This window comes from uncultured Allobaculum sp. (assembly GCF_948576815.1).
GTDB lineage: Bacteria > Bacillota_I > Bacilli_A > Erysipelotrichales > Erysipelotrichaceae > Allobaculum > Allobaculum fili.
Window position 1 is genome coordinate 1 of the sequence record NZ_CAPAEZ010000066.1, and the last position, 14319, is coordinate 14319.

At 49.4% G+C, this 14319-nt stretch carries 13 protein-coding genes; 6 read left to right on the plus strand and 7 right to left on the minus strand.

Annotated features, from left to right (window positions below):
* Nucleotides 1-496 precede the first annotated feature (496 nt).
* Nucleotides 497-949: a ribose 5-phosphate isomerase B gene (rpiB, locus tag Q2J39_RS08795; protein WP_288340194.1), complete on the minus strand. Its 453-nt coding sequence runs from the start codon at nt 947-949 to the stop codon at nt 497-499.
* Nucleotides 950-1465: 516 nt separating this feature from the next.
* Here rpiB and Q2J39_RS08800 point away from each other — a divergent pair.
* From Q2J39_RS08800 to gdhA, 4 genes are all read left to right on the plus strand, one after another.
* The gene (locus tag Q2J39_RS08800) at nt 1466-2227 is read left to right on the plus strand and encodes an ABC transporter ATP-binding protein (RefSeq protein ID WP_288340196.1); all 762 of its coding nucleotides are present in this window, start codon (nt 1466-1468) and stop codon (nt 2225-2227) included.
* Nucleotides 2227-4254 carry an ABC transporter permease gene (locus Q2J39_RS08805; protein WP_288340198.1) on the plus strand — a complete coding sequence of 676 codons (2028 nt, stop codon included), beginning with the start codon at nt 2227-2229 and terminating at the stop codon, nt 4252-4254. Before Q2J39_RS08800 ends, Q2J39_RS08805 begins: the two co-directional genes overlap by 1 nt.
* Entirely contained in the window at nt 4247-4420 is a 174-nt protein-coding gene (locus Q2J39_RS08810) for a hypothetical protein (protein ID WP_230268300.1), read from the plus strand. Before Q2J39_RS08805 ends, Q2J39_RS08810 begins: the two co-directional genes overlap by 8 nt.
* Nucleotides 4421-4995: 575 nt before the next feature.
* Entirely contained in the window at nt 4996-6327 is a 1332-nt protein-coding gene (gdhA, locus tag Q2J39_RS08815) for an NADP-specific glutamate dehydrogenase (protein ID WP_288340201.1), read from the plus strand.
* A 310-nt stretch (nt 6328-6637) separates the two neighbouring features.
* Here the strand turns inward: gdhA and Q2J39_RS08820 are convergent, their stop codons facing one another.
* The 4 genes from Q2J39_RS08820 to Q2J39_RS08835 form a co-directional block, all read right to left on the minus strand.
* Nucleotides 6638-6979 carry a hypothetical protein gene (locus Q2J39_RS08820; protein ID WP_288340202.1) on the minus strand — a complete coding sequence of 114 codons (342 nt, stop codon included), beginning with the start codon at nt 6977-6979 and terminating at the stop codon, nt 6638-6640.
* Nucleotides 6980-7302: 323 nt separating this feature from the next.
* The gene (locus Q2J39_RS08825) at nt 7303-7983 is read right to left on the minus strand and encodes an HAD family phosphatase (RefSeq protein ID WP_288340204.1); all 681 of its coding nucleotides are present in this window, start codon (nt 7981-7983) and stop codon (nt 7303-7305) included.
* A 1-nt stretch (nt 7984) separates the two neighbouring features.
* Nucleotides 7985-8161 (minus strand): hypothetical protein, encoded by a 177-nt coding sequence (locus tag Q2J39_RS08830; protein WP_230268304.1) that lies wholly within the window; start codon nt 8159-8161, stop codon nt 7985-7987.
* Between the two features lie 70 nt (nt 8162-8231).
* The gene (locus Q2J39_RS08835; protein WP_288340206.1) at nt 8232-9698 is read right to left on the minus strand and encodes a radical SAM protein; all 1467 of its coding nucleotides are present in this window, start codon (nt 9696-9698) and stop codon (nt 8232-8234) included.
* Nucleotides 9699-10108: 410 nt separating this feature from the next.
* On the opposite strand from Q2J39_RS08835, the gene Q2J39_RS08840 reads away from it, so the two are divergent.
* Complete coding sequence (locus Q2J39_RS08840) at nt 10109-10285, plus strand: DUF362 domain-containing protein (RefSeq protein WP_230268306.1); 177 nt, start codon at nt 10109-10111, stop codon at nt 10283-10285.
* A 195-nt stretch (nt 10286-10480) separates the two neighbouring features.
* Here Q2J39_RS08840 and Q2J39_RS08845 read toward each other — a convergent pair whose 3' ends face one another.
* Together Q2J39_RS08845 and Q2J39_RS10815 are read right to left on the minus strand one after the other, a co-directional pair.
* Nucleotides 10481-11401, minus strand: a complete 921-nt coding sequence (locus Q2J39_RS08845; RefSeq protein ID WP_288340209.1) for a PHP domain-containing protein — start codon at nt 11399-11401, stop codon at nt 10481-10483.
* A 411-nt stretch (nt 11402-11812) separates the two neighbouring features.
* The gene (locus Q2J39_RS10815; protein WP_353887484.1) at nt 11813-13417 is read right to left on the minus strand and encodes a transglutaminase domain-containing protein; all 1605 of its coding nucleotides are present in this window, start codon (nt 13415-13417) and stop codon (nt 11813-11815) included.
* 299 nt (nt 13418-13716) lie between these two features.
* Here Q2J39_RS10815 and Q2J39_RS08860 point away from each other — a divergent pair, with 299 nt between their 5' ends.
* Nucleotides 13717-14184, plus strand: a complete 468-nt coding sequence (locus tag Q2J39_RS08860; RefSeq protein WP_288340211.1) for a helix-turn-helix transcriptional regulator — start codon at nt 13717-13719, stop codon at nt 14182-14184.
* Nucleotides 14185-14319: the final 135 nt, after the last annotated feature.

The following is a 14319-nucleotide window of genomic DNA, read 5'->3' on the forward strand; positions in this document are numbered from 1 at the left end:
CCATCTGTTTGTGAAAAACTCGATGTCTCTCACAAGGCTTGTTTATCATATCATCGTCAAACATCTCTGTCAACATGTTTTGTGAAATATTTTATTTATTTCACTTAATGCATTTTCGTTGATATTTAAAGGGATATGCAGTGCTGGGAAAATATATTTTCACAGTGTTCCGTTATCTTATCATCGCTTTGAAAAGAAAGCAAGCATAAGATTTTCGGCTCATCGAGCGCACAGAGGCTCCAGGCGGCCGCTTATCGCTTCGTTTCTTCTTTTTCTGCTCCAGATACGTTTCCGGCTGAGCAGGCGGAAAACAGTGAAAACAGCGATGTCGTTTTTAGAAATAGAAAAGCGCTGTCTGCAGCGGATTCGTTCCGCCCGGACAGCGCTGTTTTGACTTTGATGAAGAGACTCAGACCGGCTGTGCACCCGTGCCTTTCTCTGCTTCCTTTTCTTTATTATCGGGTCTTTTATCGGATCTTCGTTTTCTTTATTTCTTTTATTCCTTTGCCGATCCGTCGAGTACAGCCAGTTTGTGAATGCGGCGGATATGGTTGGCTCCGTTGGAGAACGGTGTGGTCAGGAAGGTGTTGACGATATCTTTTGCGGTTTCCATTCCTGTTGTACGTGCACCCATGCTCATCATGTTGGCGTCGTTATGTTCACGGATCAGTCTGGCGTCCGTCACGTCCTTGCAGCGTCCGCAGCGAATGCCCGGGACTTTGTTTGCGGCGATTTCAATTCCTACACCGGTACCGCACATCACGATGCCGCGATCGGCTTCCCCGTTTACGACCGCTCTGGCGCATTTGGCTCCATAGTCTGGATAGTCAACGCTGTCGTTTGTATCGGTTCCCAGATTGATGACTTCGCAGCCTTCGTCTTCCAGCATCTTCATGATTTCGTTTTTCATGGCCACTGCGGCATGATCGTTCGCAAGTGCGATTTTCATATTCAGTTCCTCCTACTAAATCTTTCGATATTCCTGTCTTCTATTTTGTCACAAATCCAGTTCTTTTCGACAATCTGGACTCACTCTCTGCCAAATCGGGGATCCCGCGTTTCTGTTTGGAAAATCCAAACGGTTTGTCACTCCGTTCTCCGCCGTTTTGCCCGGCATCATCTTTCAAGTCCTCAAAGGAGACAAACCCGTCTTTCCTCGCGTCGGATTTTTGTTTCTCGCGGCTGTTCTTAAGCGGATTTGATCGCCTGTGCCGTCGATCCCGTTCATTTTCTCTTTATCTAAAGCGAATTACGGTTGCCCCTCCTGAATTCTATTGCCAGATGGGTGAACTTCCCGGATTCTTTTTATTTTATAGCCCTTCCCGATCGTGTCTCGATCACGGGATTTTCTTACTGCCTTTTTTTAGATGAGTTTTCCGTGTCATGCCCGTAAGGAAAGGGTAAGAAGGATCGATAGGACAAATAGGATTCTTTTTCTATCCTTGAAGGCAAGGAGGACGAAATCATGTCTGTACTGGAAGTTGCTAATCTTCAGAAAGTTTATAAATCCCGCTTCTCCTCGGTCGTTGTAGAAGCGCTCAGCGATGTTACCTTCTCGGTGGAAGCCGGGGAATATGTCGCCATCATGGGGGAGAGCGGATCGGGCAAATCCACTCTGCTCAATATTCTGGCGGTTCTCGATCAGCCGACGCGCGGCTCCGTCAAAATTAACGGCCGGGAAGCTTCCTCGATTCCCGCCCGGGAACTCAGTCTTTTTCGACGCAATCATCTTGGGTTCCTGTTTCAGGATTACTCCCTGCTCGACACGTTTACCCTCAAGGACAACATTCTGCTCCCGCTCGTTTTAAACAAGGCACGCTATTCCGAAATGGAAGCCCATCTCAAGCCGCTGGCCAGACAGCTTGGCCTGACGCCTTTGCTGAAAAAGTACCCATACGAAGTATCCGGCGGTCAGAATCAGCGCGCTGCAGCAGCCAGAGCGCTGATTACCGAACCGGAACTGATGCTGGCCGATGAACCGACGGGCGCCCTGGATTCCCGCAGTTCGCAGGAACTGCTCGAGCTATTTGAAACGCTCAACAAGCAGGGCCAGACCATTGTCATGGTTACCCATTCCGTCATGGCGGCCAGCTACGCGAGCCGCATTCTGTTCATTCGCGACGGAAAGATTTTTCATCAGCTGATCCGCGGATCCCAGAGCCGGGAACAGCTTTACGAGAAGATCACTAATACGCTGACGGTGATGTCTTCCAGGGAGAACGCCTGATGCATCGCTTCCTTTACTGGTCTCTGGCGTGGCAGTCGATTCAGAAAAGCCGCCGGATTACCGTTCCGTTCATCGCGGGCAGTTCGCTGATGGTCATGATGCTTTACTCGCTGCTTTCCCTCAGCGTCTCTTCGGTCTTTGATGGAACGTTTGGCGAAACGACTATGCTCACGACCCTGAATCTGGGCGTTCACGTCGTTGAGTTCTTTACCGTTCTCATCTTTCTATATATCAACAGCGTCTGGATGAAAAACCGGGCACAGGAAAACGGTCTGTATTCCATTCTGGGGATGGAAAAGCGCCATCTCATGCGCATCATCTTTTACGAACTGCTGATCAGCTATGCCAGTTCGCTGGTCATCGGCATTCTGCTGGGCATCGTTCTGGATAAGATTCTCCTTCTGGTTCTGGGACTGATGCTTCCCCTGAACATTCCAAAGGGATTTTCTCTGACCTGGTCTGCCGTCTGGGGAACCGCGCTCTGGATCGGGGTGTGCTATCTGATTCTTCTTGCGGTTACGCTTTTCTCCTTGCTTCGCCACAATCCGCTCGAAGAGATGAAAACTAAATCGACTTCGGAAAAGCCGGTAAAAAGCCGCTGGATTCTTGCGGTGCTTGGCGTATGCAGTCTGGGGTCAGGCTACTGGATGGCGGTAACGATCGAAGATCCCGTACAGGCTCTCTTCCTGTTTTTCGCCGCTGTCGTCTGCGTCATTATCGGCACGTATCTTCTGTTTATTTTCGGCTCGACGGTAATCCTCAACAGCCTGCAGAAAAACAAGTCGTTTTATTATCAGCCTAGCCATTTCATTTCCATTTCCACAATGAAGTATCGCCTGAAAGCCAATGCAGCGTCTCTGGCGAGTCTGGCCATTCTTTCCACGATGGTTCTCGTTACCCTCTCTACTGTCATCACACTCTTTGCGGGGATGAATTCGGCGCTTGATGCCAAGTATTCCGGAACGGCCATGCTCAATATGGATCTGAACATTCCGTACGCAAGCCGCGTCCCTTCTCGGGATTCTCTCGAACTGCAGGCGATCACGATGCATGCAGCGGCGAAAGCCGGCCTGCATCCGCAAAATCCAGTGACGTATCAGGAAGCCTTTGCTTCTTATCACGATGAACAGAACAAACTGGTCACAGCCGAAATTATCGATCTCGCCGATTTGAACCGGCTAAGCGGTCAGAATATTTCTCTGGGCGATCATCAGATTCTTGCGTTCGATTCCCGTTTTTCGAACGGTCAGAAACTGACGAACGAAGATACGAAAGAAACGTTCGAAGTCGTTCGTGCCGATTTCGCGCTGCCGGACTCGATTACGCATCGCTTTTTAAGCGACACGCAAAGCCGCTGGTTTGCGCTCGAACTGAACGCTTCGCAGGATGCTTCAATCTATCCTTCCTGGACCGTCCAGTTTGAGGACGGAATCACCCGTTCCACCGCTTCTCCGGAATCGGTCAGCGACGATATGTTTATGGAAGCTTCGGATGCCTTCACCAACAATTTGAATCTGGATGCCTTTCTGACTGCGCATGGAACGGATCCGAATGCTGATTTGGCAGGTCTGCAGTATTCCCTGTCTTTTCGAGAAGTGGATCGCCGACAAGGACTGAGCGTTTATGCTGCCTTCCTGTTTGCGGGTCTGTATCTGAGTGCGCTCTTTACGCTGGTTATGATTCTGATCATGTACTACAAGCAGATTTCCGAAGGATTCGACGATCAGAAGCGCTTTGCGATCATGCAGAAAGTCGGGCTGGAGCGAAAACAGATCAAGCATATGATTAACGAACAGGTTCTCGTCATGTTCTTCCTGCCGCTTGTCACCGCGATCGTTCATATGGGCTTTGCCTACACGATGCTTTCCAAAATCATCGACATTCTGAGTCCGAGCGCGATGTCGATCTACTTCTTGGCAACAGCTGGCGTCATTGCGGTGTTCGCCCTGCTCTATATCATCATTTATCGGCTGACGGCCAACGTCTATTACCGGCTGGTCGGTCTGCCGACGCAGTCCAATGCATAAGCAAAAAGGAAAAGGCGGCCGCCGCAAAAAGACAAATTCAATTTTCGTGCTTCGCTGGCTGATTCTTTTCGCTCTGCTTATTCGCATTCTCTTTTATGAACTGCCGCGAATGGCCGTACTGCTTGGGCTCAACTTCGTCAGTCATCGTCGGGCGCCAAAACGCTGAGTTCTCATCGCAAAAAATACTGGCCGTCCTTACTGCAGGACGGCCTTCTGTTTTTCATTCTGCTTTTCTCATCTGGCATCGGCCTGGTCCGCTGTATTTCCAGCGGAAGCCTGACGAATCCGATTTTCTACTCCTTTGTTCTATTCCCTTTCGCTTTGTTCGTTGCCTTCTGCTTTATGCTGTTTTGTTCTATCGGACTCTGTTGCTAAAGCTGCAGCTGGAACAGTCAGGAAGCGGTGCCGGTTTGAAAGATTTGGAGCCCAACGATGCAAATCGATCATTTTCGAACAGTTTTCGCTCTTTTGGACGATTTGATGAATTTGGCTAAATTTTCGATATAGCGTTCGTCGATCAAAAAACAAAAAGATCATTTTTTGAAGAAATCAACGTTTTTCCCGGCGCAATTTCCCGAATACAGGGTATCTTCCAGACTGCTTTTTCACTTTTGGCCAGAAAAATGGCTGTGTTTGTGTAAATTCGCAAAAAATTTTCCAAGATTCTGAAAATATTTTCACAAGTTATCTTGCATGTTTTTCAGAATGCTATAATGTCAAAGTCAATTTTTAGGAGGATTTATGGCTGATCTCAAAGCTTTATACGAAACCGTAAAAAAGAGAAATCCCAACGATCCCGAATTCCTTCAGGCTGTCGAAGAAGTCTTCGAATCCCTCCAGGTTATTCAGGACAAAAAACCTGAACTTCTCGATGACGGAGTTCTCGAACGCATGCTTGAACCGGATCGTCAGATCATGTTCCGCGTACCATGGGTAGATGACCAGGGCAAAACCCAGGTAAACCGCGGCTACCGCGTACAGTTCAACAACGCCATCGGCCCTTACAAAGGCGGTCTGCGTTTCCACCCGAGCGTAAATATTTCCATCATCAAATTCCTTGGATTTGAACAGGTCTTCAAAAACTCCCTGACTACTCTGCCCATGGGCGGCGGTAAAGGCGGAGCAGACTTCAACCCGAAAGGAAAGAGCGATGGAGAAATCATGCGTTTCTGCCAGTCGTTCATGACTGAACTTTATAAATACATCGGTCCGAACACCGACGTTCCTGCCGGCGACATTGGCGTTGGCGCACGCGAAATCGGCTACATGTTCGGCCAGTACAAGAAAATCACCAACGAATGGTCCGGCGTTCTGACTGGTAAAGGTCTGAGCTACGGCGGATCCCTCGTTCGTACCGAGGCTACCGGCTACGGCCTCTGCTACTTCACACAGGCTCTGCTCCAGAACAAGGGCATGAGCTTCGGAGGAAAAACCGTGGATATTTCCGGTTCCGGAAACGTTGCGATCTACGCTACGCAGAAAGCTCAGCAGCTTGGCGCGAAAGTCGTTACGCTCTCCGATTCCAACGGCTCGATCTACGATCCTAACGGCATCGATCTGGCCAGCGTTAAGGAAATCAAGGAAGTTCGCCGCGGACGCATTAAAGAATACTGTGAAACCCATCCCGATGCGGTTTACATGGAAGGTCAGCGTCCATGGTCTATTCCCTGCGACATTGCTCTGCCTTGCGCAACCCAGAACGAACTCGATCTCGAAGATGCGAAAGCGCTCGTTAAAAACGGTGTCTTCTGCGTATGCGAAGGCGCGAACATGCCAACCACTCCAGAAGCCATCCACTATCTGATGTCCAACGGCGTTTACTACGCTCCAGGTAAAGCATCCAACGCCGGCGGCGTTGCCTGCTCCGGTCTGGAAATGAGCCAGAACGCAGAACATCTGAGCTGGTCTGCAGAAGAAGTCGACAAAATGCTCCAGGGCATCATGGTCGGCATCTTCGAAAACTGCCGAGACACCGCTGCAGAATTCGGTCATCCTGATGAATACGTAATCGGCGCCAACATTGCCGGCTTCCTCAAAGTCTCTCAGGCAATGAAAGCCCAGGGCTGCGTATAAGCCGATAACAAGCCGTCGGAATTTCATTTTCTGCAGCACACATTCAAAATGAAAAACAGCGAAGGTCAGTCAAGGCCTTCGCTTTTCTATGCCCGAATCCGAATGAATCCGTGTTCCTCTATTTCTCAGTTTTTCATTTCTCAGCTTTTCGATTTGCCTATTTCCTGAATGGATCGCTCTGTATCCGTCACGGAGCTCGACAATGGACTCCATTTCAGTGTCTTTCTTTTCACTGCAAGAAGAATCTCCCAGACGGCTCGACTCGAATCGCTACAGAGACGTTCGGCACGACGCTGTTGCGTGAGCCGGTTTATCTCGCCTTTGCGATCGATTCTTCATTAGACGTTTTTGTCCAGCAAATCCGACCCAGACCAATGATCACAACCGCCGCGCTGCAGATATTCTCGTACGGATACGGATTATCGACGACAAAAGCCAGACAGACCAGAACGGCGCCGATCAGAGCAGCGACCGCGATGGATACGGTTTTGACGGATTTTGAAGGAAGCGGACGCAGAGAAATCATTGTACAGGCCGCACCATAAAACAGGCTGGCTGCAAAGACATACTGCTTCTGTATCGCAAACATCACGACAAGAACCAGCAGCAGTACAAAAAGCAAGGTGTTCCAAAGACCAGAAGACTTTTGCATAACGTCCCTCCTCACAAAGTGTTTAATGGATTCCGATCCCTTTCCGCTTAATGTTCAGGCCAGGAAAGCTGAATTGAATACGGCTGGACGTATTCCTTTTCTGGCTCAGTTATGAAGCGAATGGGTCCCTGATTCAATTGTATAGAGGAATGAACGTGTTTCGCTGTTCTTTTTATTCATTTTCATTCGTTGGCAAAAATGCAGAGGCGAAAATCCCTCTGCATTTTCCTTTTCGAATCTGGATCGTCCAGGGCTGGTCCGAACGTAAGGATCTTCTGTTGTACGCAGGAACACCCGGCTTTGCACTGGCTTTTCTGTTTGGTTTATCGGGTGGACCTATCTTCTTCCGGTTCTTCGCAAAGCTTCCAGAAGCGGTCCATATCTTTATAATCGGGCATTGTCCAGAGCGCACAGGCGCTCTTTTCTTCGTATTCCGGATCGTATTCTGAACAGATGGCGATACACGGATAGCCGTTTTCGCTGGCGCACTGCAGGGCGTACAGCGCATCTTCAAAAACCATGACCTCTTCCTTTGTCAGATGCATATTTCTTCTGGCCAGATCGTAAATAGCCGGATCCGTCTTGCCGATGCGCACGCTGGTGCAGTCAAACACACCATCGCACGTCGGTTCCAGTCCGTAGCGGCGCAGCACCGATCGAACACACACTTCGTCGCCTGCTGTAGCAATCATGCACGGAATCTTTCGTTCTTCCAGCTCAGCCAGATACTTAGCGGCCCCGGGAAGAAGCTCTACACTATGGGCATAAATCCAGCGCAGCCGTTCCTGAAAAAATTCCAGCATTTCCTCAACGCTTTGATCGAGCCGGTAGTGATCGATAAAAATCTGCGCGGCTTCTTTGAGCGACGCATCCTCAATCTGCTCCTGCGGAAAGTCCGGATCTTCGATTTTCAGCTCCTTCAGGCAGTCTCTGGCAAAGTTTTTCCAAATCCCCATGGAGTCCAGAATCGTTCCGTCTCCATCCAGAATCACCCCTCGAATCATCTCACGCTCCCCTTTCTGTTTTCTCCAAAGTTTTCTCTTTCTCTATGGTTTCCGTTTTTCTATTGCTTTGTGGTGCGTATTTCGTATTTCCGATTGGACGATTCCATTTTACCGAATCCGCCGAAAAAAATGGCAGTGCCCGGGCATTCGCGCCTGGCACTGCCATAACAGATTCCATGAATCAAAGTCTGCGTTTTGTTCTGCAATGGATTTTCGTATGAGATACCATTCTCCGCTTAGAAGGCAGGTTATTTTATCGAAGAACGCAAGGAATCCGGCGTATACTCGTCGATCTGGCGGTTCAGTTTTGGAACGACAGTCTGTTCATACTCCTCACGGGACATGATGTATTCATGCGTTTCCTTGTACGGAGTATGGTGAGAAATCTTCCACAGACGGTCTGCTTCCGGTTTCCAGTTTTTCGCATATTCCTCGGTCTTTTCCATCAGGTGTTCTACCGATTCCGGAGATTCCAGGTCTGTGGAATGTGCGCCGGAAGCATGAACCATTTCACCGATCGCATGCGGGTTTTCCAGCATTGGGCACGGTCTTAAATGGTTGCCGTTGAACGGCTGATGGTTTTTATACTGCATGAACATTGGCGAGCAGAGTCCTTCGAGGATGGTCTTTTCGCGAATGTTGGAATCCGAGTAGTGGATAAATACGCATGGATCCATATCGCCGTTGGCGTTGATATGGAAGTAGCGGCGTCCGCCGGCGATGCAGCCCTGGAGGTATTCACCGTCGTTCTGGAAGTCCATTGGCCAGATTTCCTTAGTCTCACGGATTTCACGAATACGGTGGTACATGTATTCACGCTGTTCAGGAGACGGCAGCAGTTCGACTGCAGCATCGTTGCCGACTGGCATGTAGTGGAAGAACCAGGCGTATTTTACGCCGCGGCTGATCATTTCATCGATGAATTCATCCGAAACAATGGACGGAATATTCTTCGATGTGTAGCAGCAGCTGATACCGATTGGCAGCTTGTGGGAATGGAGGATATCCATGGCTTTCAGAACTTTGCCATAAACGCCTTCTCCGCGACGGAAGTCGGTGGCTTCTTCGAGGCCTTCAACCGAAATAACCGGGAAGAAGTTTTTCACTTCCAGCATTTCTTCCGCGAACGCGTCATCGATCAGCGTACCGTTGGTGAAGGACATGAAGACGCAGTCGTTATGACGACGGCAGATTTCCATCAGGTCTTTCTTACGAACCAGCGGTTCACCGCCTGTATAAATATAGAAGTAAACGCCCATTTCCTTGCCCTGGCGGATGATGTCATCGATTTCATCCAGGGACAGGTTCAGCTTGTTTCCATATTCGGCTGCCCAGCATCCGGTGCAGTGCAGATTGCAGGCGCTTGTCGGGTCAAGAAGGATCGTCCAGGGGACATTGCATCCATATTCTTCACGGACTTTCTGCTGTCTTTCCCAGCCAATAAAGTTGGCGTTGATTACGAAGTTTGTGAAGGCTTTTTTGATGACGCCGGTATCCACATCTTCAAAAATATTGCACAGCAGTTTGTTCAGATTGTTGTCGGGATCGTTGACAACTTTTGTGATCGCTGCCCGGGGGCCCGGAAATGAAGTATCGTTTTTCATTACCGTGTTGATCAGAGCCATCAGACGGGGCAGGTTTTTCTGCGGATTTCCGTTAATATAGTTGACCATCGTATGAATCGATGTCTGCGTAGCTGCTTCTTTAAAACCCATATTCATCACTCCTGTTTATCTTGCATGCCCGTGCGGGTATGCCTGTTATATGCTTTTGATCTTAGTCTTTCTATTCCTCATTTCCATAGGCAAACCGGGGAAAGTGTCGTTTTGACGAAATTGTCCGCATCTGTCCGGACTAAGGATCCGAAAGCGCTTCCGACGCGCTAAAGCGATTCGGATAATGCTGTCCTAAGCGTACCATTCTTCATTTTTTTGCCTGCCGGCGATGCCCGCCCTTTCCCGATTTCGTCCTTTGAAGTTTCCTTAAACTCGACTGGTATCCCTTACATGGAATTTCCAGAGCTTTGCGACTGTATGTTAGGGCTAACTAAAACGGGGATAAAAACGTTTCTCGATCCCCGGATTTTTTCTATAATGGAGAGGACCAAACGAAAGGAGACTTTACAATGGCTGCTGTAGTTAATGATGATCTCTGCATCGGTTGCGGTGCTTGCGAAGGCGCTTGCCCTACTGGTGCTATCACCCTTCCAGACGGCAAAGCAGTAGTTGATGCTGATGTATGCATCGATTGCGGCGCTTGCGTTGGCGTTTGCCCAACTGGTGCTGTTACCCTTGGTGACTAATTAGAGTAAAATTATCGATCAAAACAAATTAGGCGGGCGCAATCCCGCCTTTTTTGTACACAAAAAGCCCTGCCGGCTTCCGTCCAGTGTTCTGGATCCATGTCCGCAGGGCTTTGCTTATTCACGTTTATCTTATGGCAATCCGCCTTGCGTCAACCAGCCAGTTCGTTTGTTATCATACTGCCTTACTGCGATCTACTTCGCGCTGTTCTTGTGCTTGCTGAGCGTTCTGGAAAAGCGTTCAAAATACGGGGTTCCGTCCCGATCCAGGTGATAGTCGCCCATGACAATATCGGGTTTCTTTTCGCCGTGGAAATCAGATCCGCATGTAATCATCAGATCGTGATTTTCCGCAAACGTGCGGTAGTAATCGATCTGTTCGGGAGAATGGTAGTTGGAATAGGCTTCAATGCCGTCCAGTCCGCTTTCGATCAGCTTCTCAAGTTCTTCATCCTTGTGATCAAACGTACGGAACGGATGGGCAAGAACGGCGATGCCGCCGGCCTGATGCACGCGATCGATGGCTTCAAAAAGATCGGGCGCATCTACACGTACATACAGATCGCTGTCCGGTGTGGCGCAGCGGTCCCAGTAGAAATTGACAGGCGCCGGGGAGCAGCGTTTGCCGCCAGGCAGGTAATCCTGAAAGTCTTCAATGTTCTGCGCTTCCGGCATTTGAAAAACGACATCCATCAGCGTAAACCATGGGTTTTTATCCCCAGCCTGGCGCAAAATTTCTTCTTCGTCGACCGTCAGATTGTATTTGCGGCAAAGTTTTTCCACGCGGGTATGAAAGGTCGTTCGGCGAATTTCGTCCTGCATGGCTTCCAGAGAATTCAGCCATGAATCTTCGGGATCTACGTTATAGCCAAGTAGATGGACGGAATATTCCCCTTTATACAGCGTCGAAACTTCGATTCCAATAATTGTATCGATTCCGGCTTTCTTCGCTTCCTTTGCAAATTCGTCTGTGTTTCTGAGCGTATCGTGATCGGTCAGTGCAATCGCGTTCATGCCGTTTTCTCTGGCGATATCGATCAGTTCCTTCGGGGTAAACTGGCCATCGCTCGATGCGTCGGAATGCATGTGAAGATCAAATCGAAATGGTTTCTGCATAGTCTGCTCTATTCCTCCTGGGCGTTCTGCCTGTTCTGTTCAGCCGCGTTTCTGTTCTGTTTTGAAACGTTTGCCTTATGCCTTTTTGGCGGGCTGTTTAATTTGTTCAGAATTATATTAATCATTCTTTTTGCACTTCGCGCAGTTTGACCACCCCACTGGAATAAAAAACAAACCGCTCGCCGTTTTAAGCGTTTTCACTCACCAAGCATTTCGATACGGTATCCAGACGGATTGTTCAAACCTCTTCCCGGCTTTGGAAAACCGCCTTCCTTTAAAGACCGGAACAGAAAAGGCCAACGGGCAAAAAAAGCGAAGCCGCCCAGATTTTCTCAATCCAGACGATTTCGCCTGCAGAACTAAATTTTTTTTCAAAACGGATCTTCTGTCTGTGAAGATCCTTCACTCGGCTTATTCCTGAACGAAGCCTTCTTTGTACTGATATTTCGGACGTTCGGCGTTCTGCATCCAGCAGAGATTGCCATCGCCTTTCAGTGCACGTTCGAGCATCGGGTCAAAGATGTATTCGTTTCCGTCCAGCTTGATTTTTACCCAGCTGTGATCGGACCAGCCGCTCTGCGTGCGGAGTTCGCCGCTGATGACCTGTACATCGTAGCCGAGGTTTTTGGCCAGCGTGCCGAAAGTCGCCGCAAAGACGGCTGCACTTCCGGAACGATCCGTAAAGCCAAGCGTAGCCAGATGCTGGAGAGCCGTCATATCGGACGGCACATCCTTTTCCTTATCGGAAGGAATGTAGCGAATGGTGTTCCATGTCCAGTCGTAAATATCGCGCAGTTCACGTCCTGCATCGCGGTATACCGCCAGGCACTCAAGCATGAGGCTTTCGTCTGGGGTCAAGGTCAGCTTCGTACCGTCCTGGTCGTACTTGATGCCGTTGACGGTTACGCCCTTGAGCATGCGTCCTTCTTCATCAAATGTCACATAGCGCGGGTTTTCGCCGTTTTCATCCATGAGGTAATCGCCGACGGTTGCCTTTCCGGTATCGATATCAAAGAGATACGTATCGCCGCCGTATTCTTTCAGACCGTAGGACTGAAAGCCGTTTTCGTCATAGAGGTAAACGCTGTCCTCGGTTTTATACAGACCGATTACGGATTTTCCGTCGTTTTTCGGATCGAGGATCATTACCTGTCCGCCGACTTTCTGCTCGCCTTCCAGCTGTTCCATCGTCTTGTTGTCATAGACTTTGAACGTGTGGTCGGACTGTTCCACAACGGAAACCGGAGAAATAGCATACCAGCCGATATTTTCATCGTTCCAGCCCAGTTTCTGCGTCAGCATCCGGTGTTCCCGGGCATCCGTGGAATAGTTATGGTTATTCATGAACTGATTCGGGTTGTACTGACGATAAACCGGAAGAGTGTTCGGCGCGTCTTCTTCATCGGCAGAAAACCAGCCGATGCCTTCATCATTCCATCCTGCCGAAACGAGGAAATCGCGTTCGTTGGCATCCATGGTGTAATGGTGGTCCCCGTTAGGGTTGTACAGACGATAGACTTCCTTACCGCCGCTGAGCGGAGCAAGCCAGCCGATGCCTTCATCGTTCCAGCCCGCCTGGACAAGGTAGCTGAATTCGTCTTCATCAGACGTATAAAAGTGTTCGCCGCTGTTCGGGTTGTAGAGGCGGTGCATTTCCACATATTCATGATCTTCCAGGAATTTTGCGGCGCGTACCTGTTCCTGTCGGATCGCCTGCTGTTCCGTTTCATCCTTGCTGGTCAGTTTCGCCAGGTCATCCTGATACAGCTTGACTTCATAAACGGTTTTCGGATCTTTGTACCAGTCGTAAACCGTCGCATCGACTTCGTTTCCGGGTTTGTCTTCTGAATCGGTATCGGAAGAGGAATCATCTCCCTCATCCGGCGTTTCCACACTGTCCGTCGGAAGGTCTGTAAGGGAATCGGTCTGTTCCTGAGCAAACATGGATACCGTGCTCACAGGCATCATGCAGCTGGCACAGAGAACGAGAGAAAGCATACGTTTCCAGTTCTTCATATCATGGTTCCTTTCTGCACTTTCGTTTGAACAAACGAAAGATGAACTTCCATATTATAACTTATGAGCGCATGCGATCCTACGAACAGCCAGCCAAATCCGTGAACCGCGACGGCGTTCTTCAAAAAACAGGGGCTTTCCTTTTGGGCGCTTCCGGGCAGCAAGAATGTTCTGGCTGTCCGGAAGAAACCGCAAATAAACCAGCTCGTTACGTTTTCGGACGCAACAGCTCTCTCTGGACGGTGGAGAGGGATCCCGGCATCTTCTATACTTTGTTCAGACAAAACAGGAGGAAAGACATGACGTTAGGCAGCAGTTTATTTCAAGCCAGAAAGAAGCAGGGCCTTTCTCAGGAAGACGTTGCGGAAAAACTGGGCATCAGCCGCCAGACCGTTTCCAAATGGGAAACGGACGAAACCGTTCCGGATCTTCGCCAGGCCAAAAAGATGGCCGCTCTCTATCATCTCAGTCTTGACGAACTCATCCAGTCCGATCTGGACAAAGAAGAAATCGAGCAGGCGATCGAACGCTCCACCGACTCACTAACAGATAAAATCGACTGGACGAGCGTCTGGGCGAAAAAGTATCCCATTCTGGCCGAGTACCCGAATCAGGTCAACATATCGTGGTATGCCCATGAAATCGAGCGTCTGCTGGACGCGCTCAAAATCGATTACGGATTTGGCGAACAGGATGCCATGCTAGCTCTGAAGGACATTCTCTATCAGGTGTGGAAGGCGCACAAACAATCCAGGCGCCGATCGTAAGCCGGATTTTTGCTTCTTCATCAAAGACCGCTTCAAACGTAGAAAAATCCCCGAACGATATCGGATTTCTCCTTTATCTTTCGGGGGATTCTTCATGTTCGGCAACTTCCTATCTTTGCCTTGCGGCTATTGTCG